The organism is Vibrio algicola (genome assembly GCF_009601765.2).
Lineage (GTDB): Bacteria > Pseudomonadota > Gammaproteobacteria > Enterobacterales > Vibrionaceae > Vibrio > Vibrio algicola.
Genome location: NZ_CP045699.1, coordinates 602,554 through 628,939, shown reverse-complemented (window position 1 = coordinate 628,939; position 26,386 = coordinate 602,554). Strand labels below are relative to the sequence as shown.

Here is a 26,386-nt window from a genome sequence, read left to right as displayed (position 1 = left end):
TCAGGTCTCTTTCAGGCGCAAGTTTCATGCTTGATTGCCTAAATGGTTTTCTTCTAAATCATTGTCGAGTAACACATCTTGTTCTGCTGCTGCTTTGCTTATCATCCAATCACGGAAGGTCGCCACACGGCCGCTATCGGCTTGTTTATTATCACACACTACATAGAAGGCGTTTTTACTCATCAACACTTCGTCAAACGGTTGCACCAAACGCCCAGCATCGAGATCAGGTTGCACCAATACATTATTGACAACGATCCCCTGACCATGCATTGCCGCTTGGATCACCATCATCGAGTGACTAAAGATCGGGCCATGATTCACACTAACACCATCCACTTGATGTTCTTTCATAAAGCTTTTCCAATGCTTACGCATGCTGTCATGCAACAAGGTGTGATGCTTTAAATCTTCAAGCCCAGTTAAAAGGCTTCGCCCCCAGTAATAACTGCGGTGAACACACGGGGATCAAACATTCTAAATAGAGTTTATCGGCGCGAACACCCGGCCAATTGCCACGGCCATAATAAATCGCCACATCAACATCATCTGACAAAGAACCATCATCCATATCGACCGCTTTAATACGCACATCGATATCCGGCTCTTGAGCATTAAAATCGGCCAAGCGAGGCACTAGCCATTGGATGGCAAAACTCGGCGGCAAGCTGATCGTCAACGCGCCCTTTTCACTGCGCTCTAATACTTTATCAGTGGCATCAGAGATGGCGGTGAAAATATCTTTCAGATCGAGAAAATAACTTTGGCCTTCTTCAGTCAGTAATAAGGAGCGATTTCGACGGCGGAACAGCTTCATTCCTAAAAATTCTTCTAATGCTTTGACTTGATGACTGACTGCCGCTTGGGTAACGAACAATTCTTCAGCAGCGCGTGTAAAACTCAAGTAACGTGCGGCTGCTTCAAAAACGCGCAATGAATTTAGTGGGGGTAAACGTCGTGCCATAATCAAAACCTACTCATTAATTTTTCTTATGCGAAGTATTATAAATTGTCCATTGCTGAACTACCATTAAAACTCTATATTTCATCCCACATTAATGACTTACTCGATGTATTCGCAAGGATCACCTTGTAATTTACTAATGCTAATGTTGTGTTTGCATTAACTCTTTTTGAGTTTTCAGTAAAGCGATAGTCCCTCATTGCTTTACTTTTATAGTATTTTGATTATTTATCAAACTTTGCGCACAGTCGGCTTTTTAGTCGGCTGTGCTTTTTTTTTGCTTATTGTAATAATACAAAAATGCCGACAATTGAAATAACGTCAATGTCGGCATTTTACTTTTTACTTTAGAGCGTTATTTTAAATAATTAACTTGAACCGTTTAATCATTCACTGAGTCAAAAAACTAAGGGCGATACACTTTAACATTATTAAAACCAAGATCTTGTAGATACAAAGCTTGCAAGCGACTCATGACACCACGATCGCAATACAATAAGTACTCTTTAGCTTGATCTAAATCGCCAAATTGAGTGGCCAATTTATAAAACGGCAAATGTTTCACTTCAACATCGGCGATCTTAAGTGGGCTGGTCTCTTGCTCATCTGGGCTACGGATATCCAGCACCACAGCATTTGTTGCGATTTCCGCAACTTGCTCCACTTCTGGCGCTTGCTCTTGGCTTTGTGCTTCAATATCTCGAATATCCATCACGCGCGCATTCATCACCACTTGCTCTAGAATATCGAAATCAAAATTCAATTCTTCTTTTTCAAGTTTGGCTTTGACCGCTTTAACGGTTGGTTTTTTCGAGATCACACCACAGTATTCTGGCATCACTTTGGCAAAGTCTTCGGTGCCGATATCACGCGCCACATTAATGATGTCTTCTTTATCCCAGTTGATCAGCGGGCGCAGAATTAATGTGTCGGTGACGTTATCAATCAAACGTAAGTTAGTTAAGGTTTGGCTGGATACTTGTCCAAGCGCTTCGCCTGTTACTAAAGCTTCAATGCCAAATTTTTCAGCAATCATGCCACCGGCGCGCATAAACATACGCTTAAGTACCACGCCCATCTGGCCATCATCAACTTTTTCAAGAATTTCAGCTACAACCGGTTCAAAATCGACAGCGACAAATTTCACTTTGGCTGACGAACCGTACTTATTCCAAATAAAGTGCGACACCTGTTTTACGCCAATCTCATGCGCAGGACCGCCTAAATTAAAGAAGCAGAAATGGGTTTTAGAGCCGCGTTTAATGTGTAAATAACTTGAAACGCCTGAGTCAAAACCACCAGAGATCAGGCTTAATACATCTTCTTGAGTACCAAGAGGAAAACCGCCTAAACCTTTATGACGCGCCACTACTTGATTGAGCGTATCGCCATCAATCTCAATATTAACCGTGACATCCGGCTTGTTGAGTTTCACTTTGGCCGATTCTACCGCTTGGTTTAAACCGCCACCCACGTAACGTTCTACATCAATTGAGGTAAAATCATGTTTGCCACGGCGCTTAACACGCACAACAAAGGTTTTATCAACAATAAGATCACGGCTTTGCACTAATGCTTGCTCGTAAATATTGTGCATATCGGTAAATTCTGACTGCACCACTTCAAGTGAGTGATGAATCCCCGGTGTATGGGTGAGAATTTCCAGCACTTCGGCAAAATATTTATCGCTATTAGCCGCCACTTCAATATGGTCACGACGGTTAAATACCGCAACAGAGTCCGTTCTACGTTGGATAATAGTGCGAATATTGCGCTCCAGAGCTCGGGTAAAACGTTTACGGACCGAGTCACTTTTGACAAAAATTTCTGGATGGGGCTTAACAATAAACTTCATATTATGATTCGCTTTTAATCGGGTTACGGAGCGCAATACCTTCATTCTCTATGTTTAAGTTTAAGAGCTTATTCAACTGAAGCTCATCGCTATCAACTAGGTTAAGATATCGCCAAATCTGAGGCGCAAAATTATACACTACATTATCCACCGACAAAATTGATTTCCCCTGTTACTAGATTAAAGTTAAAAATATATTGAAATGAATGTGACAAACATGAGATTAGCCCTTGTTTCAGTCTCTAGGGATAAATACAATTAACCTTCTAAAATACCCGCGTTAAGCCAAGGCTTTCACTCTCATACGGGTATCACGACCAAGCAGAAGAATATGGCCAATAAAAAACCTGAAAATATGAGTTTTGAAGAATCACTTGCTGAGCTCGATAGCTTGGTGGATCAACTTGAAAACGGTGATTTAGATCTTGAAGATGCCCTTAAAAAGTTTGAACGCGGTATATCTCTTGCCCGTGTGAGCCAAGGCAAACTGAGCGAAGCAGAACAGCGTGTCGAAATTTTATTAAACGACAGTGATGATGCTGAGTTAATTCCGTTTGATCCACAAAGCGATATTTAATATGAAAATGGCGTTAACCGAATATCAAACCCGTAATACTCAACAGCTTAATGCGTGGTTAGACCGCATTCCGCAGCAAAAACAAGCCCTCACTCAAGCGATGCGCTACGGTTTGTTATTAGGTGGTAAGCGCGCACGCCCGTATTTAGTTTATATAACGGGTCAAATGTTTGAATTAGAGCCTAATGCACTTGATACGCCGGCTGCCGCGATTGAATGTATTCACGCTTATTCATTAATCCATGACGATTTACCCGCCATGGATGATGATGAATTGCGCCGTGGTCAAGCCACTTGCCATATTGAATTTGATGAAGCGACCGCCATTTTAACCGGTGACGCACTGCAAACCTTGGCGTTTACTATTTTATCTGAAGGTTATTTAGATCCAATCAGCGAACCGCAACGTATTCGTTTAATCCAAGAACTGGCGCGTGCTTCTGGCGCACTTGGCATGTGCATGGGCCAATCGTTAGATTTAGAAGCTGAAAACCGGTCAGTTACACTCGATGAGCTTGAAAACATTCATCGCAACAAAACCGGTGCACTGATCAAATGTGCCATTCGTATGGGGGCATTATGCGCCGGTGCCAAATGTATTGAAATATTGCCACAATTAGATAAATACGCCGATGCAGTCGGTCTGGCTTTTCAAGTTCACGATGATATTTTAGATGTGACGAGTGACACTGAAACGTTAGGCAAACCCCAAGGCTCAGACCAAGAACTGAATAAAAGCACCTACCCAGCTCTGCTAGGATTAGAGGGCGCACAACAAAAAGCGCAAAACTTGCTGCAAGAAGCACTACTCGCTCTGCAAGCAATACCGTACAATACTCGATTACTCGAAGAGTTCGCACGATACGCCGTCGAGCGTAGCCATTAAAATTATAAGAACTAACATAATAAGCGCGACTACCTTATGACTCTTGATATCTCAAAATATCCAACGCTCGCACTCGCCAATACGCCGGATGAATTGCGCACGTTACCAAAAGAAAGCTTACCTCAATTATGTGATGAGCTGCGTACCTATTTGCTCAACTCTGTTAGCCAATCCAGTGGTCACTTAGCTTCTGGTCTTGGCACAGTTGAACTCACCGTCGCTTTGCATTATGTCTATCACACCCCTTTTGATCAGCTCGTGTGGGATGTGGGTCACCAAGCTTATCCGCATAAGATTTTAACCGGACGCCGCGATCGCCTTTCAACCATTCGTCAAAAAGATGGCTTGCACCCTTTCCCGTGGCGCGAAGAAAGTGAATACGACACCTTATCGGTCGGCCACTCTTCCACCTCAATCAGTGCTGCGTTAGGCATGGCGATTGGCGCACAAAAAGAAGGGAAAGATCGTAAAGTGGTTAGCGTTATCGGCGATGGTGCTATTACTGCGGGTATGGCATTTGAAGCCATGAACCACGCCGGTGATGTCCACTCTGATATGCTCGTGATCTTAAATGACAATGAGATGTCGATTTCGGAAAATGTTGGCGCGCTCAACAATCACTTAGCTCAATTATTAACCGGCAACTTTTACACTTCTATCCGTGAAGGCGGCAAAAAAGTGCTCTCTAACGTGCCACCAATCAAAGAGTTAGTACGCCGCACTGAAGAACATTTAAAAGGTATGGTGGTTCCGGGTACCATGTTTGAAGAACTTGGCTTTAACTACATTGGCCCAATTGACGGACACGATGTCAATGAACTGGTTAAAACATTAAAGAACATGCGCAACCTTAAAGGGCCGCAATTTTTGCATGTGATGACCAAAAAAGGCAAAGGCTATGAGCCTGCCGAGAAAGATCCCATTGGTTATCATGGCGTGCCAAAATTTGATCCAGAAGAAAGTTCGTTGCCAAAAAGCAGCGGCGGCAAACCGACATTCTCTAAAATCTTCGGTGACTTCTTATGTGATATGGCCGCCACCGATCCGAAACTCATGGCAATTACCCCTGCTATGCGTGAAGGCTCTGGCATGGTGCGTTTTTCTAAAGAGTTCCCAAGCCAATATTTTGATGTCGCAATTGCCGAGCAACATGCGGTTACGCTGGCCTCTGGGATGGCGATTTCAGGCCATCACCCTATCGTGGCCATTTATTCGACCTTCCTACAACGTGGTTATGATCAACTGATCCACGATGTGGCGATCATGAATTTGCCAGTGATGTTTGCAATTGATCGCGCCGGTCTGGTTGGCGCTGATGGTCAAACTCATCAAGGTGCGTTTGATCTCAGTTTTATGCGCTGCATTCCGAATATGGTGATCATGACGCCAAGCGATGAAAACGAATGTCGTCAAATGCTCTACACCGGTCATATGCACCAAGGACCAAGTGCGGTTCGTTACCCACGCGGTAGCGGTTGTGGCACAGAGATCCAACAAGATATGACCGCATTAGAAATAGGCAAAGGGCGTATTGTTCGCACGAGCCAAAAGGACGATAAAACAACACCTAAAGTGGCGATTTTATGTTTTGGTACTTTCCTGCCAGATGCAGTAAAAGCCGCTGAAGCGTTTAATGCCACCGTGGCAGATATGCGCTTTGTCAAACCGCTCGATGAAGCTCTGATCCGTGAACTGGCTAATACACACGATGTACTGGTCACGGTGGAAGAAAATGTAATTGCTGGCGGCGCAGGATCTGGTGTTATTGAGTTTATGATGCAGCAAAAACTACTCAAACCGGTATTGCAACTTGGTTTACCCGATCGCTTTGTTTCTCAAGGCACACAGCAAGAGTTATATGCTGATCTTGAGTTAGATGCAGCAGGAATAGAAAAGCAGATTAAGGCCTATTTAGCTTAAGCACTCGCCTCTATTCAAATAAAAGAACCAGCATTGAAACAAAAAAAAACGAGACTCATATTGAGGCTCGTTTTTTTATATTTTTATTCCACCACTTAAACTTTAGGTGCATCAAAATTATTCGGCTCATCACTGTAAATCGCGACATTCGATTTTTCCACTAAGCCAGTTTCTGCCACACATTGCTGCTGGAAAAAATCACCAATTTCTTTACGGTCACAATGTGCTTCAAACGCTTCATTGCTTGCCCAAATCTCATGGAACGCAATCGGATAACTTTCACCGCCCGCGTAAGGGCTGGTGCGATGACGCGTCACCACATATTGAATGCAACCATCTTCGCGTAATGTATTGGGCTCTAATGCTTGCAGCACTGCAAATAATTCATCTTCCTTGCCGGCTTTCGGTTGAAACTGAGCCACACAATAAACTTTCTTAGACATAATTCTTCCTAGCTAACTTTTAAAATAATACTATTTTAGATTAAATAACCACTGACAAAATACAATACGATTGCCGCCATAACACCGGCCAGAACATCATCAATCATAATGCCAAAACCGCCACCAACACGGCGATCTAACACGCTAATTGGCCAAGGTTTTACCATATCAAAAAAGCGAAATAGCACAAAACCCGCTACCACCATTTGCCAGTTCCAAATAGAGATCCCCATTAAAGGCACTACGAGCATGGTGATCCAAAAGCCAACAAACTCATCCCATACGATAGAGCCATGGTCATGCACTTTCATATCATCGGAGGTTTTCTGGCAAATGGTTACACCAATAAAATAAGACGCCACTACCACTACGATATAAGCGATTAACGGCAATTGAACCAAGAGGTAATAGAAAGGGATAGAAGCTAATGTTCCCATGGTTCCAGGGATGATCGGAGACAAACCACTGCCAAACCCTACCGCTAATAAGTGCCATGGATTAGAAAGTTTAATCCTCGATTTTGGGTTTACATTGCTTGCTTGATTGGACATGTTGTTGCCTTTTTATTAAGCGTTAAAGATGTTATTAAGATTTGAAATGATCAAAACCAGTTAACAGTTTACTGCTATTGTTTGAATTAAGTAATTTATCATCGAGATACAATTGAATTTCTGGTTGTTGAGTTAATTCTGGATGTGCAATAATTCGCCCAATACAATAAGCCTTAGCAAAGTTTTCATTCGACGTTGCCTCTAATTTATCAACTTCTGTTTTATATTGATCGGGGACAGTAAAACACAATTCATATTCTTCACCACTCGTTAACGCTGCTTGTTGGGCTTGTGCCATTGAGCCGTAAAAGTCACAGCTTTGGATTGAAACAGGCAACGCATCAATATTCAAGCGAGCACTAACATTTGAACGCTTGAGAATATGCAGAAGATCAGAAGTCAGCCCATCGGAAATATCAATGCAGCTTGATGCTAAACCACGCAAAGATTGCGAAAAATTGATGCGAGACTGAGCTCGAAAATGTTGTTGTACTAAATATTGCGCATGCGGCCTGTTTGATTTGCTTGGATCTAATATTACCTCTAACCCAGCCTGACTGTCACCAAGGTTACCACTGACATACAACCAATCACCCAACTTAGCGCCACTTCGTGTCATTGCTTGTCCTGATGGCACAAAACCTTGAATAGTGAAGGTGATCGTCAGTGGGCCATTGGTGGTATCACCGCCAATTAACTGCAAATTATGCTGATTGGCCAAAGTAAACATACTGTCACAAAATGCCTCTAGCCAGTTTTCAGTAAACCAATCATCCGTGCCTAGAGTAGCATTATTCTCAACCTCTTGAGCAAACTTGGGCATGCTTATCGCCATTGATAACCAAGCTGGCGTAGCACCCATCGCGGCCAAATCACTGATATTAGACATTAAAGCTTTATAGGCAATATCAGCCGGATTAGCGTCGGCTAAAAAGTGCACTCCAAGCACCACAGTATCGGTGCTGACCGCCAATTGATAGCCTGTTGGCACCGTCAGCAATGCACAATCATCCCCAAGAGCCAGTTGTACATCCGAACGATTTTCCTGACGATGAGAAAAATACCGGTCGATTAAATTAAATTCACCAGACATACGAACTCTACTTATAACAATGACAAAAGTTGAATAATACCCATTCCATTTAATATTTGATCAATTTGAATGTGCCGAAAAGACACTGATCCGTCCTTGGTCGCTTAAGAAAAGGCCATCCATTGGCTTTGACACTTTTCTGTGTACTCAATTTTCAACGACCATTAAATTTATGGAATTGGTATAAAATCAGACTAGAGCGAAAACATTGGATTGATTATACAAAAAAGGCCAGCACATGGCTGACCTTTTCATTACTTATTTTAACGCAAAATATTCTCGCGAAAAATATTCTAAATACGAATATTTTATTTTTTGCGTACGTGCGGCGCCGCTTTATCCAGCACACCGTTAATGAACTTATGGCTATCTTCGGCTGCAAAGACTTTTGCTAGCTCAATCGCTTCATTGATCACAACTTTATATGGCACATCATCACGCTTAGTCATTTCGTACATAGCAAGACGAAGTAGCGCCAGTTCCATCATATCCAAATCTTGCATAGGGCGAGATAGGTATGGACGCAACTTGCTGTCTAGTTCCATGTTAGTGTTCACAACACCAGACAATAAATCTTGGAAGTAAACCACATCGGTTTCAGGCGCTTTTAGGCTTGGTTCATTGGAATGATGTTCTTCTTCATCATACTTTTCACCGGTTAAAAACTGATGTTCAATAGTTGCCACATTTTCTTTTGTGACTTGCCAAGAATATATCGCTTGTAGTGCGAATTGACGTGCATTACGACGTGCGGCTGGTTTCACGCGAGCCCCCATTAGGAATTAGATTGCAAAAAATTAGTGAATTTCATTTAAAACGTTGATCATTTCTAGTGCGCTAAGAGCCGCTTCTTGCCCTTTATTACCAGCCTTGGTGCCTGCGCGTTCGATCGCCTGATCGATGGTATCAACGGTTAATACGCCAAATGCCACTGGAAGACTGTATTCCAAAGACACTTGAGCTAAACCTTTATTACACTCGCTGCACACGTAATCAAAATGTGGTGTACCACCACGGATCACAGTACCTAGAGAAACAATCGCGTCGTACTTACCTGTTTTTGCTACATATTGAGCAGTCAGTGGTAGTTCAACCGCGCCAGGACAACGAACAACGGTAATATTATCATCAGCCACTTGACCATGACGTTTTAACGTATCAATCGCGCCAGAAAGTAAACTTTCGTTAATAAAACTGTTGAAACGAGAAATCACGATCGCAATTTTTGCGTTCGGTGCTGAGAAATCACCTTCGATTACTTTCATAAGTTATCCTTAAACTGTTTTTCTATAGAGTGAGAATCGGCGGATTCTATCATAAATTTGTGATCAATATCCATTGGTAATTCGCATCTCGTTGCTTGAAAGCGTCTCGCTCAAATAAAAGCGTTTTCCATCAACAAGTAACGAGATGCCCTCGCTTATATTTTCAAAGTAATTGAGGTTGCAGCGAGGCGACAAGTTTATGAAGCCCCATGAGTGTAGCTTGCCTACATGATTGGGGGGAATAAACGCGGTCAACAAAGCTGCAGCTTCAAGTACGAAGAAAATAATTACTCGGTAACGTACTCGACAACATTCAAACCAAACCCAGAAAGTGCATGATAGCGTTTGGTTGCCGAAGACAATAAACGCATATCTGTCACCCCTAGATCAGCAAGAATTTGAGAGCCTACTCCTACTCGGCGTGAGGTTCCTAGCTTTTTCGCCATCACTGGCGCGGTAGCGTTATCTTGTTGCTCAAAGGCTTTTACTTTATTAATGATCGATTGAGGTGATTCTTCGTGCCCCAATACTACCAACACGCCACCATCACGGCCAATACGTTGCATCGCGCGATCTAAGCTCCAGCTGCGATCGGCGGCACGGTTTGAATGCAAAAGATCGGTAAACGTATCTTGTAAGTGAACCCGTACTAACGGTGCATCACCTTTTTTAACCGTTTCTTTTTGCAAAGCATAATGGATTTGATTATCGATGGTGTCACGGTAGGTCACTAACTCAAAATCACCAAACTCGGTGGGCAGTTGGCAACTGGCAACACGTTCAATCGTGGTTTCAGTGTTATTGCGGTATTCAATCAAATCAGCAATTGTGCCTAACTTAACCCCGTGTTTTTCAGCAAATATTTCTAGATCAGGACGGCGCGCCATGGTGCCATCTTCGTTTAATATTTCAACAATCACAGACGCAGGTTCAAGGCCAGCAAGACGTGCTAAATCGCACCCCGCTTCCGTATGGCCAGCGCGAGTTAAAACTCCGCCTTCTTGCGCCGCTAATGGGAAGATGTGTCCAGGCTGAACTAAATCGACTGCTTTGGCATTTTTTGCCACTGCCGCTTGCACGGTGACTGCGCGATCGGCGGCTGAAATACCGGTCGTCACCCCTTCTGCCGCTTCAATTGATACGGTAAAGTTGGTGGTGTATTGCGCGTTATTATCTTGCACCATTGGTGGCAGGCCAAGATTATGACAACGCTCTTTGGTTAAGGTTAGACAAATTAGACCACGCCCATGAGTGGCCATAAAGTTAACCGCTTCTGGGGTAATATGCTCGGCAGCCATAATAAGATCGCCTTCATTTTCGCGATCTTCATCATCCATAAGAATGACCATCTTACCTAAACGAATATCTTCAATAATCTGTTTTGAGCTGCTAATTGCCATGCTAAAGTCCTTTAAATTTGAGATTAAGGTCTCGCTGATTGAGAGAATTAAGCGAAACCATTCTTTTGTAATAAATCCATCGTTACCAGTGATTCAGGCGTTGATTCATCTTGCGCCTTACCTGAAATCAAACGTTCTAAATAACGTGCAATGATATCCACTTCTAAGTTCACTTTATGCCCAACCACAAAACTGTCGACCGTGGTTTCTGCCGAGGTATGCGGCACGATGGTAATTTTAAAGCTGTCTTTACGCACATCGTTCACCGTTAAGCTGATACCGTCAATGGTGATCGAGCCTTTTTCGGCAATGTAACGTGATAAATGACTGGGTACTTGCACCCAATATTCCACTGCGCGACCTACAGGTTGACGCTCAATAATCGTTCCAACTTCATCGACGTGACCAGACACAATATGACCGCCAAAACGAGTCGACGGTAGCATCGCTTTTTCAAGATTGACGTTATCGCCCACTTGATATTGGGTAAAGCCGGTGCGTTTTAATGTTTCTAAAGAGAGGTCAGCGCTATAACTATGGCTAGAAAATTGCACCACAGTTAAACATACGCCATTGGTAGCAATACTGTCGCCCAACTTCACATCGGACATATCTAATTTACCGCAGTCAACTGTAATGGTGACATCTTCCCCTTTAGGGATAATGGCAGAAATAGTGCCAACGGCTTCAACAATACCTGTAAACATACAATCTCTTTTTATTTTGAATTAAGGGTCGCAATCAAGCGAATATCGTCGCCGACCATGCGGCAATCTTTAATGGTGAGATCAATCGCTTGCTGCATTGATTCTAAACCTGTAATTTGGGTTAAACCACGTCCATCGGTGCCCATCAATTTTGGTGCAAGATACACAATCAGCTCATCAACCAAGCCCTGCTCAATAAAACTGGTGGCTAAAGTTGCCCCCGCCTCCACCCAAATATGATTGATATTATGCTCATCAGCCAACTGCTTTAATAATAAAGATAGATCAAACTGTACGGGTTGCGCGTGATTTAATTGCACTTGCTTTAATCTTGCCTGCACGGATACAACACTATCGTCAATCAGAGCTGCGCTTTCGGCAGAGGCACGATTAACAGACGTACTCTCAACAGGTCTGCTATCAGTAGGTACATTATCGATAGCCTTGATCAATAAAATATCACCCGAGGATTTAAACAGGTTTAAGTTACTTTTCGCTCGCAAGGCGGTGTTTTCTATTAGCTTGTCACTGCGATCTAAAATGACACGCAGCGGCTGGCGCAGCGAGGATTGTTCATAAACTTGAGAAACCGATGCGGGTAAATCATCCCAACGAACATTGAGCGAAGCGTTATCATCGAGCACGGTTTTACTGGTTGATAAAATAGCGCCGGCTTTGGCTCGAAACACTTGCACATCTTGACGCGCTTGAGGGCCCGTGATCCATTTGCTTTCACCGTTTTTAAATGCGGTTTTACCATCCAGACTGGCCGCTAATTTAAGCTGAACAAATGGCATACCGGTTTGCATGCGTTTAATAAAACCGCGATTAAGCGCAACAGCATCGGCTTCTAATAAGCCAACATCGACTTGGATCCCTGCATCACGCAACATTTTAATACCGCGACCTGCGACTTGAGGATTGGGATCTTGCATCGCGCACACCACTCGGCTGACTTGCGCTTTAATCAGCGCCTCTGCGCACGGCGGCGTACGGCCAAAATGGGAACACGGCTCTAACGTCACATAAGCCGTTGCGCCTTTTGCTTGCTCTGAGGCTTGCTTTAATGCGTGCACTTCTGCATGCGGTTGTCCCGCTTTTAAATGCGCCCCTTCACCAATCACTTTATCTTCAAGTGTGATAACACAACCCACATTGGGGTTTGGCGCAGTAGTAAAAACACCTTGCTTGGCTAAGGTTAAGGCTTGAGACATCATCTGGTGATCAAAATCGGAAAATGGCATATCTACCCTTTTGGATTATTCAGCATAACTCATTCATCATGTTTTTTATCATGTGGCTGTCTTGTTTGTGAGTGTTAATCTTCTAGGCGAGCGATTTCTTCACCAAACTCACGAATATCTTCAAAACTACGATACACAGATGCAAAGCGGATATAGGCCACTTTATCTAAGGTTTTTAGCTCGTTCATTACCAAGTTACCAATCATTTCGCTTGGTACTTCCCGCTCACCGGTGGCGCGTAATTGTGACTTAATGTGGCTAATAGCAAGCTCGACCGCATCGGCGCTGACCGGGCGTTTTTCTAGTGAGCGTTGCAGTCCACCTATCATTTTATCTTCATTGAACGGTTCACGATTACCATTGGTTTTTATTACTTTCGGCATCACTAATTCAGCACTTTCAAAGGTGGTGAATCGCTCACTGCACGCCAAGCATTGGCGACGACGACGCACTTGATGACCATCCGCCACTAAGCGAGAATCAATCACTTTGGTGTCATTTTCAGCACAAAATGGACAATGCATAACTTTTCCTTAAATCCTCAAATCTTATCGGGTTAGTTTATCCGAAATATTGTTGCTTAGCGACCAGCTATGCCGCTTAAATGTTGAGCTAAGTCTATTATACGGTTACACTTAGTTAACTATTTTTAAAGATAACCTTTTCGTTAGCTTTTAATATTTAAGTTGAGTTAACCTTTCTCAACCGATGCACAAAGGAAGAATATAATGAAATATTTAGGATTAGCTGGATTGCTGGTATTGGCGGTTTCTGGTTGTTCATCAACCACTCAAGAAGACAACTACTTAGATGCGTCTTTCCAACTTTGTAATACTGAAGTTAAAGTGTTCTCGACTAGCGATGACGGCAAAGTACGCATTGTTTGTGCTGACGGATCTAAGTTCGCAATGGATAACGCCAAAACGTTAGATACTATGCAAGACTTAAATGCTTCTTACTGCTCAGGCGGTGGTTTAGGTCAGTTTAACGAAAGCAGCCGCTACTACATGTTCAAATGTAAGTCAGGCTCAATGATCAGTATTAACAAGAAAGATTAGTACCTTTATTATTAATTGAACAAAAAACGCAAGCACCGTCATGGGCTTGCGTTTTTTTGTAGTAAAATTAATAATGTTATTGAAGTAAGGTTATATAGATAAACTAGTCATCCATACAACTAACCGCACTTTTTGTAATTAGACTCTAGACAGATCAGTGATAGATCTTGAGCTTTGGTCACATCAGCATTAGTCATCACTTTTGTCAGTTCTGATTTTAATTGCTTAGTATCAGCATCATTATAATCGGCAATATTCACCCACATATACGCATTAATATCGCTTTGAGTCACACCTCGACCATTTTGATACAGCACCGCTAAATAATATTGTGAACTCGCATCTCCTTGGAGTGCTGCATTCTCAAACCATATTGCCGCCTTTTGATCATTCTGATCGACACCTTGTCCATTGAGATACATTTCACCCAAGTTAGCTTGTGCATACCTATTTCCTTGCTCTGCAGATCGCTGATACAACTCGGCAGCTTTTTGTTGTTCCTCAGGAACACCTAGACCATTTTGATACATGCGGCCTAAATTAAATTGGGCATACATATACCCTTGATCGGCAGACTTTTGGTACAACTCAGCAGCCTTTTGTAGATCCTGCGATACACCTAAACCAGTTTGATACATACTGCCTAAATTAAATTGTGCATTCATATAGCCTTGAGCTGCAGATTTTTCCATCCAGATTGCCGCTTGTTGATAATTTTGTTCAACCCCATCACCATTGTAGTATCGAGTCGCGAGTTGAGCCTGCGCACTCGCATCACCTCGCTTAGCCGGTTCTAATAAATTGGCAAAAGTGTTGTTATAATTGCTGGTATTTTTCGCTGGAGTATAGGTAGAACGGGATTCAGCGCAACCCGTTAATAAGAGCGTGATACTTAGGAGTGTGATTAACAGTTTCATTGAATTACCTGAATTAATAGTATTTATTCTACAATAAGCATTTTTAAAACTTGATATGCGCTTTCATCAATACTAATTATTGATCTTCAACCGTCACAATCTTCATAGTTTGATTCAAAACATTGCGCCGACATTTCTTGAGCTTCTGCGATATCTTCCTTGCTCATTTCTTGCGTTAGTTCGACTTTTAATCTGGAAGCATCAAAGCCATTATAAGCAGCAATATCTGCCCACATATAGGCATAAATATAGCTTTGGTTAACGCCTTGCCCCTTACTATACAGTGTTCCTAAATTATATTGAGCAACCGCATAGCCTTGCTCAGCCGCTTTTTGGTACCACTTTGCCGCCACAGTGTAAACTTGAAGCACCCCACGTCCACTTCTATACATAGAGGCCAGATTAACTTGAGCTTTCTTATGCCCTTGAGCAGCGGCTTTTTGAAACCACTTGGCTGCATCTTTATCGCTTTGAATAACACCTCGCCCATCGAGGTATCTTATGGCGAGATTAAATTGAGCACTGGCATAACCTTGCTCAGCGGCTTGTTGATACCACTTTGCCGCTTCTTCATCACTTTGAATCACACCACGGCCATCGCTATACATATTGCCTAGATTAAATTGAGCACTCGCAACACCTTGATCTGCCGCTTTTTGGTACCACTTTGCCGCTTCTTCATCACTTTGAATTACACCAAGTCCATTGCTATACATGAGTCCTAAATTAAATTGCGCACTCGAATTCCCGATAGTTGATAGTGGCAAAAACTCTTTAAAAGCCTCTTTAAAATCGCCCTTTGAATACGCTTCTATGCCTTTATCAAAATCGGCGGCATTGGCTATCAAAGGTAAAAACAAGAATAAAAATATGAGCTTCTTCATGCTTAAAAATACAATCCATGCAATAAATGAAATGCCATAATAGCAATAATGACAGTATAAATAGACAAAAAAAACCAACATCAGATGACATTGGCTTTTTAGTGGTTATAACGTCAGTTCAGCTACGCGAAGAAATTAAGCGTAAACTGGCTTGCGCTTACAAATTTCTAATACTTTTGCTTTGGTTGCGGCAATCACAGACTCATCACCTAGGTTGTCTAGAATGTCACACATCCAACCAGCAAGGTTTTTGGCGTCTTCTTCAGTGAAGCCGCGACGAGTAATAGACGGCGAACCAACGCGGATACCAGAAGTAACAAACGGGCTACGAGGATCGTTTGGCACTGAGTTCTTGTTAACCGTAATGTTAGCTGAACCTAATGCGGCATCGGCTTCTTTACCTGTGATGTCTTTGTCGATTAAATCCACCAAGAACAAATGGTTTTCAGTTGAACCTGACACGATGTTGTAACCGCGCGCTAAAAATTCTGCCACCATCGCTTTAGCGTTCAGTACCACGCGTGCTTGGTACTCTTTAAACTCTGGCTCTAGTGCTTCTTTAAACGCCACCGCTTTAGCTGCGATAACATGCATTAGAGGGCCACCTTGACCACCTGGGAAAACCGCCGAGTTTAATTTCTTGTACAGGTCTTCACCGGCATTAGAAAGAATTAAACCACCGCGAGGGCCGGCTAATGTTTTATGCGTTGTTGTGGTCACAACGTGTGCATGTGGTACTGGGTTTGGATATTCACCTGCCGCAATAAGACCGGCAACGTGCGCCATATCAACAAAGAAGTAAGCACCCACTTTGTCGGCGATTTCACGCATACGCGCCCAATCACAAACTTGAGAATACGCTGAGAAACCACCGATGATCATTTTTGGTTTATGTTCAATCGCCAGCGCTTCCATTTCCTCGTAGTTAATTTGACCGGCTTCATCGATACCGTATGGAATGATGTTATAAAGTTTGCCAGAGAAATTCACTGGAGAACCATGAGTTAAGTGACCACCGTGCGCTAAGCTCATACCAAGAACAGTATCGCCTGCATTTAATAGCGCCATGTAAACCGCGTTATTGGCTTGAGAGCCAGAGTGTGGTTGTACGTTTGCGTATTCTGCGCCAAATAATTCACACGCACGCTCAATCGCCAATGTTTCGACTTTATCAACAAACTCACAACCGCCGTAGTAACGCTTACCAGGGTAGCCTTCGGCGTATTTATTGGTTAACTGAGAGCCTTGAGCTTCCATTACACGCGGGCTGGTGTAGTTTTCTGAAGCGATAAGTTCAATATGCTCTTCTTGACGAAGGGTTTCTTCCTGAATCGCAGTAAATAAATCGGCATCATAATCCGCAATATTCATGTCACGCTTAAGCATTTGTCTCTCCTAACTCAGATAATCTGAAAGTTCCCAAAAAACACCAGTCTGTTGACATTAAATGTTAACAAACTCATGCTAATAAAAATGGTCAATAATCATACTCACTTAGCTGTAGGCATGAAAATATCAAGCACTTACGCAAACGTTTTCGTCGTAGTGCTAATATGCTGGCTATTCTACCTAATTTGTTCAAAATCAGAAAGTAGCAATAGTTAATTTCTTCACGCGAAAATTTAATACATCACATAAGAAATATTCATCTTGAGCTTAAATTGCCTCAAAACTCAGGTTTTACATCATTGCGCAAAAAATCAAACCAGCAACACTTTGCAAACATAGGTTAACCATGCATTAACACCAAAATATGGTCAGGACTTATAAAAACACAAGTTAACTCTGCCATTATTGGCTCATACCTTGGATATAATTTTTAATGTGTTGAAAAAACGCACATAACTATATCCATAACCTAACTATATCCATAACCATGATTTACATCAGCGGTCACGACTGTGCTCAGTTATTTGGCTTTGCTATGCATTGTTTATAATCTTGATCGTTAATTTTGATCATCGCGCTGTCACCTTTACTCCAAAATTCTTCTGCGCCATCGGTCGAGGCATATTTTTCACCAGAAGCGGCTTGAATACGAATTAATGGATAAGAAGCTTCACGCGTCACTAACATCACTTTATCTTTGCTAAAATGCTCAACTAAGAAATGGCTTTTAAGCTTGCTGCTGGCGGTTTCACTGTTGGGTTCACTGCTGCATTGATACACCACGCTGGTCACATCCACGCCATTAACTGAAGTCGAAGTGGTCGGCTTAACCGTTGGTTCAATCACAGTGGTGCAGCCTGCCAGTAAAACCAAAGGTAAGCTAACGAGTAATACGCCCTTCATGAATCAATCCTTTTTGCATTTAATGTTATTGATATAAAAAACACGCCACTTGACGGTTATTTTTACGCTCTTTTTCAATCGATTGTTGTGAGCTAGGTTGATGGTTTGCCTCTTTCATCAAATCAATCAACTCAGGTTCGCTTTGCTGACATTGTGGCATGACTTGTGGGCAGCGTGAAGCAAAGCGGCAGCCTTGCGGAATATTGATCGGCGATGGAATATCGCCCTTGAGTAATATTCGCTCTCCAATACCTAACTCTTGTTGGCGCAATGCGGCATCACGATACTTTGGGTGGGTAATAGGGATCGCAGATAACAGTGATTGGGTATAAGGGTGTTGTGGATCGCGATAGAGAGCGTCGGCAGCACCATATTCAACGATTTTGCCAAGATACATCACCGCAATATTATCTGAGATATGCCGCACTACCGATAAATCGTGGGCGATAAAAATTAGGGTCAGTTGCATCTCTTTTTGCAACTCAAGTAACAGGTTTAAGATCTGCGCTTGCACGGACACATCCAATGCCGATACCGATTCATCGCACACCACTAATTTGGGTTTTAAAGCAATAGCGCGCGCAATGCCAATACGCTGTTTCTGGCCGCCTGAAAATTCATGTGGGTATCGCAGCGCCGCACTTTCAGGCAACCCCACTTTATTGAGTAACTCTGCCACCCATTGTTGTCGCTGTTTCGCGCAACCAATATTATGAATAACAAACGGTTCTTGTAGGATCTTACCAACCGTATGGCGCGCATTAAGGGATTCACTGGGATCTTGAAACACCATCTGCACTTGTTGTCGCAAACTGCGCATCGCTTTATTATCCAACTGACAAATATCTTGCCCTTCAAAAAAAACCTGCCCTGAGGTGGGTTGGTATAAACGCAACAAACTGCGTCCTAACGTGGTTTTTCCGCACCCAGATTCGCCTACAATACCGAGAGTTTCACCTTTGTTAACCCTAAAACTGACGCCATCAACCGCATGCACGGTATAGCTTTTTTTAAACAAGCATTTACCGGAAACAAAATGCTGGGTTAAATTTTCAACCTTCATTAACTCAGACATGTTTTTCTCCAGTGAGAGAGGGGTTGGCCGATGTCACGGTTCCTGACTGACTCAATGAATCTAGCTGCGACCAAAAATGGCAACTGACTAGGTGTAACTCAGAGACTTTCGGCTCGGAAACGGATGATAACTCTGGCTCACTTTGGTGACACAAGGCTTGTGCATATTGACAACGACTCGCAAAACGGCAACCCGTTGGCATATTACTTAACGCTGGCACCGAGCCTTCAATGGTCGGCAATAACGATTTTGGCACACCGTTAATACTGGGCATAGACGTCAATAAACCTTGAGTATAAGGATGACTTGGATGATCAAACAGCTCAAAAATATCGGCTTGCTCCACCACTTTTCCTGCGTACATCACCACCACTTGATCGCAAATTTCCGCTACGACGCCCAAATCGTGGGTAATAAAAATAATCGACATGCCCGTTTCGGCTTGCAATTCCTGCATCAAATCTAAGATCTGCGCTTGTACCGTCACATCGAGTGCGGTAGTCGGTTCATCGCAAATCAGTACATCCGGCCGACACGCCAAAGCCATGGCAATCATCACTCGCTGACGCATACCACCAGAGAGCAAATGCGGAAATTCCAACATTCGTTGTTTCGCCGAAGGAATGCCGACTTTTTCTAACATCTCTAATGCCGCCAGATAGCGCTGTTTCTTATTGAGTTCTGAGCGATGTAATTGCAAAACTTCGATTAATTGCTTGCCAATGGTGTGTACAGGGTTTAATGCGGTCATCGGATCTTGGAATATCATCGAGATCCGATTGCCACGCATGCGATACATTTGCTCGACTGGTAATTGCAATAAATCCACATCGCTTGGCGCACCGGCATCATGGTTAGAATACACGATACAGCCGGCCACCACTTGACCAAAAGGCTTAGGTAATAAACCCATGATCGACATCGCCGTCACACTTTTACCGCAGCCTGATTCACCAACAATGCCTAAAGTTTTGCCTTTCGGTACATCAAAACTCACCCCGTCGAGCACTCGCACTACCCCATCATCGGTCGTGAACTCGGTACAAAGATCGTTAATGGTCAGAACGCTTTGGTTGGTCATGTTGAACTACTTATACTTATCATCAATTATCGTGACCGGCTTAAAGGCTTTATCTGCTTTCATCGCCGCTTTGGTTTCTTTTTTAACTTGCTCATCAATCCAAAAAGTACTCATGGTGCCCATAAATCCATTGGCGAAAAATAACGACTCGGTTTGTTTAGTCGCCATTTCGGCTGGCAATTTCAACCAACGCCAATACCCTTCTCTTGCATACGGCACAATGTAGCCAGGTATGATGCTATTCGAGTCATTGATTCTGGCTTGAATTTGACGAGATAAATCGTGTTTTTTAGTTAAATCAAACTCTTCTCGATAGGCATTAATTAGCTTATCAAGCTCTGGTGATGAGAAATTTGTGAAGTTATTGGTTTGCGGTTTATTGGCGTTTTCTGAGGCAAAATACTGCCAGTAAACTGGGATTTTAGAATTACTCATATCATGGAAAGACAGCTGATGTTTTTTCTCTAACACATATTTAAACATGCTCGAACCATCAATCAGATTAAGGGTTAAATCCAACCCTGCCAGCTTGGCTTGTTCGCGTAAATAAGCTACCCGAGGCGTATGGGCGGGAGTCGAATAGGTGACTGCAAAGCTTAAGCGCTGGCCTTTATCATTGACTCGAATACCATCAGGGCCGATCTTATTAAAACCCGCATTTTTAAAATAGGTGGCGGCCAGTTGAGGGTCAAAGTTCGGCGCTTTTATATCTTGGTTGTCATACTCCCCATGCCCAGATCCCATAGGATTTGGCTTACGCACATAGTCATTACGCAAAATTTTGTTGATCATGCCATCATAATCGACGGCGTACATTAAGCCCTTACGCACCTCAAGATTATCCAAAAGCGGCATAGCAGTATTGATCCAAATTCCACCGGCTCCGGTGGGCGCTTGATTATACGCCCATGCTTTATGGATATAACCTTTATCGAACAACTCACCTTTGGCTTTGTCATGCCACAGCGTCGGGCGCACTAAAGCAAATGAATCCAATTGGCCTTTTTCAAAGTATTTAAACGCAATATCTTGATCGCGGATCACTTTGATTTGAATTTTCTCAACATTAAATCGGTGTTGGTAATACTTAATATCGTAACCCCACCAATCTTTTACATGCTTATAGGTGACCCCCTTGCCTTTATTAATTTTATCAATCGCGTAAGGACCCGCTGTCGGCTCTGATTTAAAGTTAAAGCGGCGAACAAAATCATCGGCAATACCATCGCCATTTTTATCTTTACTTGGCTTGGCATAAAAATGCGCGGGGCGAGGTTGAAGGTTAACGTAATCCATTAACTCATCAGGATTTCTTTGCTTACCCGATACCACGGCTATCGTCAGTGGATCGTAGACGATAATGTCGCTTACCTCTTTGGTGTAAAAATCATTACTCCAAGGATCGACAATGTCTTTAGAGCGCATCATTTTCATCATAAAAGTAAAATCTTGCGCGGTGATCGGCTCTCCATCACTCCATTTCGCTTTAGGATTAATTTTAAAATAAACGGTTTTATGATCATCCCCCAAGGCCCAAGAAGAAGCGATTGAAGGCAGCCATTTGTCGGTATTAGGATGTCTATCTAACAGGCCAAGTGAAGAGCGAGTCCATGAGGCAAAGCCGCCATTAGCATCTGGCCCAACGGTACGAAAAGTTTGCGGAAAACTGGTAATAAAAGTGTGGTAAGTCCCGCCAAATTTCGCGTCTGGAGAGGCAAAAATGGGCTCATTAGCATTGGTTTGCCATGTTAAATTAGTCGGTAGATTCGCCGCTTGTAACGACATCGACAGTGGTAGCGCACCGAAGCATAAGCCCAGCGTAACCAGTGGCGTCCATAACCTTTTTTTCATTATAAAATCCTTATCTCTATTTGGTGCTCACCCAAACTGATTGCCATTTCAGCGAAGCGGTAAGCTTATGATACTCATGAGCTTAACTCGCCTAACGGATCGAGGTGAAGAAACTTAACCCCAGAGCGGCAACGTCAAGTATAAAGGGTATAGCGTTTGGGATCGAAAGCCTCGCGAATCGCTTCGCCGATAAAGGTCACCATCACCAATACTGAAACAATGGAACACACCACCGACAACACAATCCATGGTGAATCTAAATTTGATTTACCTTGCTGCAATAACTCGCCCCAACTTGGTGTCGGCGGCATTAATCCTAGCCCTAAATAATCAAGCGCGGTTAATGCGGTAATATTACCAACAATGGTAAATGGCGCTAAGGTGACGATCATCACCATAGTATTAGGCAAAATATGATGGTACAAAATTCGCCAATTTGAGGCTCCTAAGGCTTGCGCGGCCATCACATATTCACGCGCTTTTTCTTTGTAGGTCATGGTGCGCATGTACCAAGTCATGCCCATCCAACCAAACAGGACATTGATAAAGCTAAACAACATAAAACTGGGTTGCATGATCGAGACTAAAATCATGATCACATACAAAAATGGCACCATCGACCAAATTTCAATAAAGCGTTGAAAGAATAAATCAAACTTACCTCCCCAAAATCCCATCGCACAACCCACGGTGACCCCAATCGCATAAGACACCATCATGGTTAGAAACGCAAAGCCCATCGCTATCCTAAAACCATACAATAAGCGTGCGAGAATATCGCGTCCTATGGTGTCGGTGCCTAAGTAATGTTTCGCCTCAGCGTTGGGCGCAGCCGGAGGGAAGTCGCCGTCAAAATCTTGCTCATACGGATTCCAAGGCACAAGTGGCATGATCACTTTATTATCGATGCTCTTTTTATTTGCCGCATGAGTGCCATTATCATCACTCACACTTTGCTTATCTTGTTGTTCAAACAAAAGCTGTAATTGGCGATAGTTGGTTTCTGATTGGTAATCTTGTCCAAAGGTGGTGCCGGGCAATACATCACCATAGGTAGGGAAATACCATCGATTATCGTATTTAACCGCCAACGCGCGGCTATTCACCAATAATTCAGCGCCAATCGCCACTACAACCAACAAGGTTAAAATGATCAGCGACCAGTAACCACGTTTGATCGCTTTAAAACGTTGGATTTTTTTATGCGTCATGGGATCAAATGTCATCATCTTTATGCTCCAAACCGAATGCGCGGATCCACCAGCGCAACACAGATATCCGACAAAATATTACCAATCAAAAGCATTAAGGCATTAATCGCAAATAGCCCCATCACCACCGGATAATCTCGCTCCATGATCGATTCATACCCCAATAAACCAATGCCATTAATATTAAAAATCACTTCAATTAAGAATGAGCCGGTCATAAAGAACATCAAGGAGTTACCAAATGAACTGGCGACAGGAATAAGGCTATTGCGCAGTGCATGACGACGCACCGCTAATTTAAAGGGCAAACCTTTGGCAATAGCGGTGCGTACATAATCGGCGGCCAAGTTTTCCATTAAGTTGTTTTTCATGGTCATGGTAAGCAGCGCAAAATCGCCAATCAAGTAACAAAATAACGGCAATACCGCATGCCACAAAACATCTTTAATTTGTTCAAAACGGGTAAAATCATCAAAGTCGTCACTGACAAAACCGCCCATAGGAAACCATTCTAAATGGAAACCAAACAAACTAATTAGCAATACCCCAATCACATAACCGGGCAGAGCAAAACCAATAAAAATGAAGATCGAACTGGAGGCATCCAACACGCTGCCATGACGCATGGCTTTAATGTATCCAAGTGGAATGGAGATAAGATAAGTGATCAAAAAAGTCATGCCACCATAAAATAGCGACACGGGTAGACGCTCGGCGATCATATCGGTCACCGGTTCGTAATAGCGGGTTGATTCGCCCAAATCGAGCTTTACCAACTTAGTAAGCCACGCCCAATAAGCTTGCGGGATTGGTTTATCTAGGCCATAAAATTCATTTAATTCTGCGATTTGATCGTCAGACAAGGCATTGCTTGAACCATTAGTGACCTGGGCTGACACCGCTTTATCGCCTTGTTGCATCTGTAAACTCAGCAACATACGCTCAACCGGCCCACCTGGCACAAAGCGCGTTAAGGTAAAGATCAGCAGGGTAATGCCAATAAAAGTTGGAACCACCAATAGCAGTCGTCTTAAAATATACGCTAGCATCCCATCCAGCCTGTCACCATTACCCAACACTCCCTATGCATCAAAATCATATCTTGCTGTTTAGATTATAGTTATTGATTGTAACGGGGAAGAGGAATTTGCGCTAGGTGTGATGAAGAGGGTGTGAGTAAGCATAGAATATATCAACCGTAGTACAGCAAAAGCATAATATGTCTGATATTCATCGCACTTTTTATTTTGTACTACCTAACTAGTTTACTAGTCTTACTTTTACCGCTATGATGTTCCTTCATTAGCATTGAAGCCGGTTGTTTTCTCCTTGAATTCAGTTTTACGGCAAGCGTCCTTCTAAGCTAGATGTTGTTGGGCAGTGGGTTACACTGTTTTATATTGTGCTTAAAGAGAATCACTATGGAAAAGAAACCATCATTATTAGGCGGCGCTTGTATTATTGCCAGTGTGTGTGTCGGTGCAGGAATGCTTGGGCTACCAAGTGCAGGCGCAGGCAGTTGGACGGTTTGGTCTATTCTTGCCATCACCTTAACCATGGCAGTGATGACCGTTTCGGGCTGGTTGCTACTTGAAGCCTTCAAACATTATGATTTATCGGTGTCTTTTAATACCGTCACTCTCGATATGCTTGGCAGCAAGGTTAACCTGTTTAATAACCTGACCGTGTATTTTGTCGGTGGGATTTTACTTTACGCATACACCACCTCTTTCGGCTTGATCCTGCAAGGGTCATTGGGACTCGACAGCAATATTGCCTCGGTGTTGTTTGTGTTTGTCGCGTCTAGTGTGGTGTGGCACTCCACTCGAGCAGTCGATCGTATCTCGATTGTGTTGATCGCGACCATGATCTTAACCTTTGTTTTCGGTGTGTTTGGTCTTACAGCCAAAATAGATGCTTCTCATTTATTTGATGCCATTAATCAGCAAGGGCAATATGCAAAATATTCGATGGCGTTATTACCAATTGCGCTGACTTCTTTTGGTTATCATCACTCAGTTGCTTCAATGCGCGCTTACTATAAAGAAGAACGCAGCGCCAAATACGCCATTTTAGGTGGCACTTTGATCGCGCTGACTTTATATGTAATTTGGGTGCTCAGTATTTTTGGCAACCTACCGCGCAGCTCTTTTGGTCCTATCATTGCGCAAGATGGTAATGTCGATGTGTTACTTAAAACCTTAGGTGGCGTGGTGGAGTCCAAAAATGTCGCTCAAGCTATTAATGCCTTTTCAATGGCGGCTATCATCTCTTCTTTTATTGGCGTTGGTTTAGGGGTGTTTGATTACTTAGCGGATTTATTCCATTTTGATCAAAGCAAAACAGGTCGTACTAAAACATGGGCCGTCACTTTTATGCCGCCTCTTGTTTTGTCGTTATTATTCCCATTCGGCTTTATTTTGGCGATTGGCTACGCTGGCGCAGCGGCAACAGTTTGGACCTGTATTATTCCAGCGTTATTAGTTTTGAAAGCGCGTAAACGTAAAGATAGCGCACAAGGTTTTGTGGTGGGTGGCGGCAACATCGTACCTTATTTTATTTTATTATTTGGCTTGGCAACAGCGGTGTTTCATATTTTAACTATGTTAGATATGTTGCCGGTATTTAAGGGCTAGTGTCGTGTATGTCCAAACTCATTGGGATTGCGTCGCGCTAGCGTAGCCAATAAAAGCAAAGTTGCAGTTTCAGGTTAGTGTCGGTGGGTAACAAAGATTGAAACTCATTTTTGGGCAGAAACGCGCCAGCTCTGCCTAAATTTTGCTTGGTGGAAATGCTCGATTTGATACGCCAATCATGGATGATTGGTGAGGTTTCTTGCGCACATGGATGTGCGGTTGAAGTCGATATCTATCCCCTTCTTACTTGAAGCTACAGCTTTGTTGGCTGCGTTCACTCACACCAAATCACTTAGTGAACTAAGCTCATGGGGCTTCGCTTACTTGCCGCCTCACTGTAACTTCAATTACTTTGGGGATAAAATTGTGAGTTGTAACCAAGGTGAACAAAATTTCTAGCCGTGGCCTTTTTGCCACCTTTTTTGGCTGTTGAAAAAAGGTTGGTCGCCGAAGGCTGTGCGATGAACTCACCACAA

At 43.0% G+C, this 26,386-nt stretch carries 24 protein-coding genes and 1 pseudogene; 5 read left to right on the top strand and 20 right to left on the bottom strand.

All coding sequences use genetic code 11. The features are described 5' to 3' along the window. Window positions 1–24 precede the first annotated feature (24 nt). A pseudogene (locus GFB47_RS02815) lies at window positions 25–964 on the bottom strand (transcriptional regulator GcvA). A gap of 406 nt (window positions 965–1,370) precedes the next feature. Beyond that, complete coding sequence (thiI, locus tag GFB47_RS02810; RefSeq protein WP_153446395.1) at window positions 1,371–2,819, bottom strand: tRNA uracil 4-sulfurtransferase ThiI; 1,449 nt, start codon at window positions 2,817–2,819, stop codon at window positions 1,371–1,373. 331 nt (window positions 2,820–3,150) lie between these two features. Here thiI and xseB point away from each other — a divergent pair, with 331 nt between their 5' ends. The 3 genes from xseB to dxs are packed head-to-tail and all read left to right on the top strand — an operon-like array spanning window position 3,151 to window position 6,202. Next, a complete protein-coding gene (gene xseB, locus GFB47_RS02805) occupies window positions 3,151–3,396 on the top strand; it encodes an exodeoxyribonuclease VII small subunit (RefSeq protein ID WP_153446393.1) in 246 nt (81 codons plus the stop codon). Window position 3,397: 1 nt separating this feature from the next. Then, on the top strand, window positions 3,398–4,282 hold the full coding sequence (ispA, locus tag GFB47_RS02800) for a (2E,6E)-farnesyl diphosphate synthase (protein WP_153446391.1): 885 nt from the start codon (window positions 3,398–3,400) through the stop codon (window positions 4,280–4,282). Between the two features lie 36 nt (window positions 4,283–4,318). Further along, on the top strand, window positions 4,319–6,202 hold the full coding sequence (gene dxs, locus GFB47_RS02795) for a 1-deoxy-D-xylulose-5-phosphate synthase (RefSeq protein ID WP_153446390.1): 1,884 nt from the start codon (window positions 4,319–4,321) through the stop codon (window positions 6,200–6,202). 95 nt (window positions 6,203–6,297) lie between these two features. Here the strand turns inward: dxs and GFB47_RS02790 are convergent, their stop codons facing one another. From GFB47_RS02790 to nrdR, 9 genes are all read right to left on the bottom strand, one after another. Continuing rightward, window positions 6,298–6,645: a putative quinol monooxygenase gene (locus tag GFB47_RS02790; protein WP_153446389.1), complete on the bottom strand. Its 348-nt coding sequence runs from the start codon at window positions 6,643–6,645 to the stop codon at window positions 6,298–6,300. Between the two features lie 35 nt (window positions 6,646–6,680). Continuing rightward, window positions 6,681–7,196, bottom strand: a complete 516-nt coding sequence (gene pgpA / locus GFB47_RS02785; RefSeq protein WP_153446387.1) for a phosphatidylglycerophosphatase A — start codon at window positions 7,194–7,196, stop codon at window positions 6,681–6,683. 34 nt (window positions 7,197–7,230) lie between these two features. Continuing rightward, window positions 7,231–8,289, bottom strand: coding sequence for a thiamine-phosphate kinase (thiL, locus tag GFB47_RS02780; RefSeq protein ID WP_153446385.1), 1,059 nt, complete (start codon window positions 8,287–8,289; stop codon window positions 7,231–7,233). 308 nt (window positions 8,290–8,597) lie between these two features. Then, on the bottom strand, window positions 8,598–9,065 hold the full coding sequence (gene nusB, locus GFB47_RS02775) for a transcription antitermination factor NusB (protein WP_153446383.1): 468 nt from the start codon (window positions 9,063–9,065) through the stop codon (window positions 8,598–8,600). A 21-nt stretch (window positions 9,066–9,086) separates the two neighbouring features. Further along, on the bottom strand, window positions 9,087–9,554 hold the full coding sequence (ribH, locus tag GFB47_RS02770; protein WP_153446382.1) for a 6,7-dimethyl-8-ribityllumazine synthase: 468 nt from the start codon (window positions 9,552–9,554) through the stop codon (window positions 9,087–9,089). A gap of 287 nt (window positions 9,555–9,841) precedes the next feature. Further along, window positions 9,842–10,954 (bottom strand): bifunctional 3,4-dihydroxy-2-butanone-4-phosphate synthase/GTP cyclohydrolase II, encoded by a 1,113-nt coding sequence (gene ribBA / locus GFB47_RS02765; RefSeq protein WP_153446381.1) that lies wholly within the window; start codon window positions 10,952–10,954, stop codon window positions 9,842–9,844. A gap of 47 nt (window positions 10,955–11,001) precedes the next feature. Beyond that, a complete protein-coding gene (locus GFB47_RS02760) occupies window positions 11,002–11,661 on the bottom strand; it encodes a riboflavin synthase (protein WP_153446379.1) in 660 nt (219 codons plus the stop codon). Window positions 11,662–11,672: 11 nt separating this feature from the next. Continuing rightward, window positions 11,673–12,905: a bifunctional diaminohydroxyphosphoribosylaminopyrimidine deaminase/5-amino-6-(5-phosphoribosylamino)uracil reductase RibD gene (gene ribD / locus GFB47_RS02755; RefSeq protein ID WP_153446377.1), complete on the bottom strand. Its 1,233-nt coding sequence runs from the start codon at window positions 12,903–12,905 to the stop codon at window positions 11,673–11,675. A 74-nt stretch (window positions 12,906–12,979) separates the two neighbouring features. Continuing rightward, a complete protein-coding gene (gene nrdR / locus GFB47_RS02750) occupies window positions 12,980–13,429 on the bottom strand; it encodes a transcriptional regulator NrdR (protein WP_153446376.1) in 450 nt (149 codons plus the stop codon). Window positions 13,430–13,633: 204 nt separating this feature from the next. Between nrdR and GFB47_RS02745 the strand changes: the two genes are divergently transcribed. After that, entirely contained in the window at window positions 13,634–13,963 is a 330-nt protein-coding gene (locus GFB47_RS02745) for a hypothetical protein (protein ID WP_153446374.1), read from the top strand. Window positions 13,964–14,082: 119 nt separating this feature from the next. Here the strand turns inward: GFB47_RS02745 and GFB47_RS02740 are convergent, their stop codons facing one another. The 9 genes from GFB47_RS02740 to GFB47_RS02700 all read right to left on the bottom strand — a co-directional run bounded on the left by GFB47_RS02740 (window position 14,083) and on the right by GFB47_RS02700 (window position 24,323). Then, window positions 14,083–14,880: a tetratricopeptide repeat protein gene (locus tag GFB47_RS02740; RefSeq protein ID WP_153446373.1), complete on the bottom strand. Its 798-nt coding sequence runs from the start codon at window positions 14,878–14,880 to the stop codon at window positions 14,083–14,085. Window positions 14,881–14,966: 86 nt separating this feature from the next. Then, the gene (locus GFB47_RS02735; protein WP_153446372.1) at window positions 14,967–15,764 is read right to left on the bottom strand and encodes a tetratricopeptide repeat protein; all 798 of its coding nucleotides are present in this window, start codon (window positions 15,762–15,764) and stop codon (window positions 14,967–14,969) included. A gap of 135 nt (window positions 15,765–15,899) precedes the next feature. Beyond that, the gene (gene glyA / locus GFB47_RS02730) at window positions 15,900–17,150 is read right to left on the bottom strand and encodes a serine hydroxymethyltransferase (RefSeq protein WP_153446370.1); all 1,251 of its coding nucleotides are present in this window, start codon (window positions 17,148–17,150) and stop codon (window positions 15,900–15,902) included. Window positions 17,151–17,669: 519 nt separating this feature from the next. Beyond that, window positions 17,670–18,056, bottom strand: a complete 387-nt coding sequence (locus GFB47_RS02725; RefSeq protein WP_153446368.1) for an MliC family protein — start codon at window positions 18,054–18,056, stop codon at window positions 17,670–17,672. 25 nt (window positions 18,057–18,081) lie between these two features. Beyond that, complete coding sequence (locus GFB47_RS02720; protein ID WP_153446367.1) at window positions 18,082–19,131, bottom strand: ABC transporter ATP-binding protein; 1,050 nt, start codon at window positions 19,129–19,131, stop codon at window positions 18,082–18,084. Continuing rightward, window positions 19,124–20,212, bottom strand: a complete 1,089-nt coding sequence (locus GFB47_RS02715; protein ID WP_153446365.1) for an ABC transporter ATP-binding protein — start codon at window positions 20,210–20,212, stop codon at window positions 19,124–19,126. The genes GFB47_RS02720 and GFB47_RS02715 overlap by 8 nt, the downstream gene beginning before the upstream one ends. A 6-nt stretch (window positions 20,213–20,218) precedes the next feature. Next, window positions 20,219–22,063, bottom strand: a complete 1,845-nt coding sequence (locus GFB47_RS02710) for an extracellular solute-binding protein (RefSeq protein WP_153446364.1) — start codon at window positions 22,061–22,063, stop codon at window positions 20,219–20,221. Window positions 22,064–22,197: 134 nt separating this feature from the next. Beyond that, complete coding sequence (locus tag GFB47_RS02705; protein WP_153446362.1) at window positions 22,198–23,292, bottom strand: ABC transporter permease; 1,095 nt, start codon at window positions 23,290–23,292, stop codon at window positions 22,198–22,200. A 2-nt stretch (window positions 23,293–23,294) separates the two neighbouring features. Further along, complete coding sequence (locus GFB47_RS02700; RefSeq protein WP_153446360.1) at window positions 23,295–24,323, bottom strand: ABC transporter permease subunit; 1,029 nt, start codon at window positions 24,321–24,323, stop codon at window positions 23,295–23,297. 372 nt (window positions 24,324–24,695) lie between these two features. On the opposite strand from GFB47_RS02700, the gene GFB47_RS02695 reads away from it, so the two are divergent. Beyond that, on the top strand, window positions 24,696–25,910 hold the full coding sequence (locus tag GFB47_RS02695) for an aromatic amino acid transporter (protein ID WP_153446359.1): 1,215 nt from the start codon (window positions 24,696–24,698) through the stop codon (window positions 25,908–25,910). Window positions 25,911–26,386 lie beyond the last annotated feature (476 nt).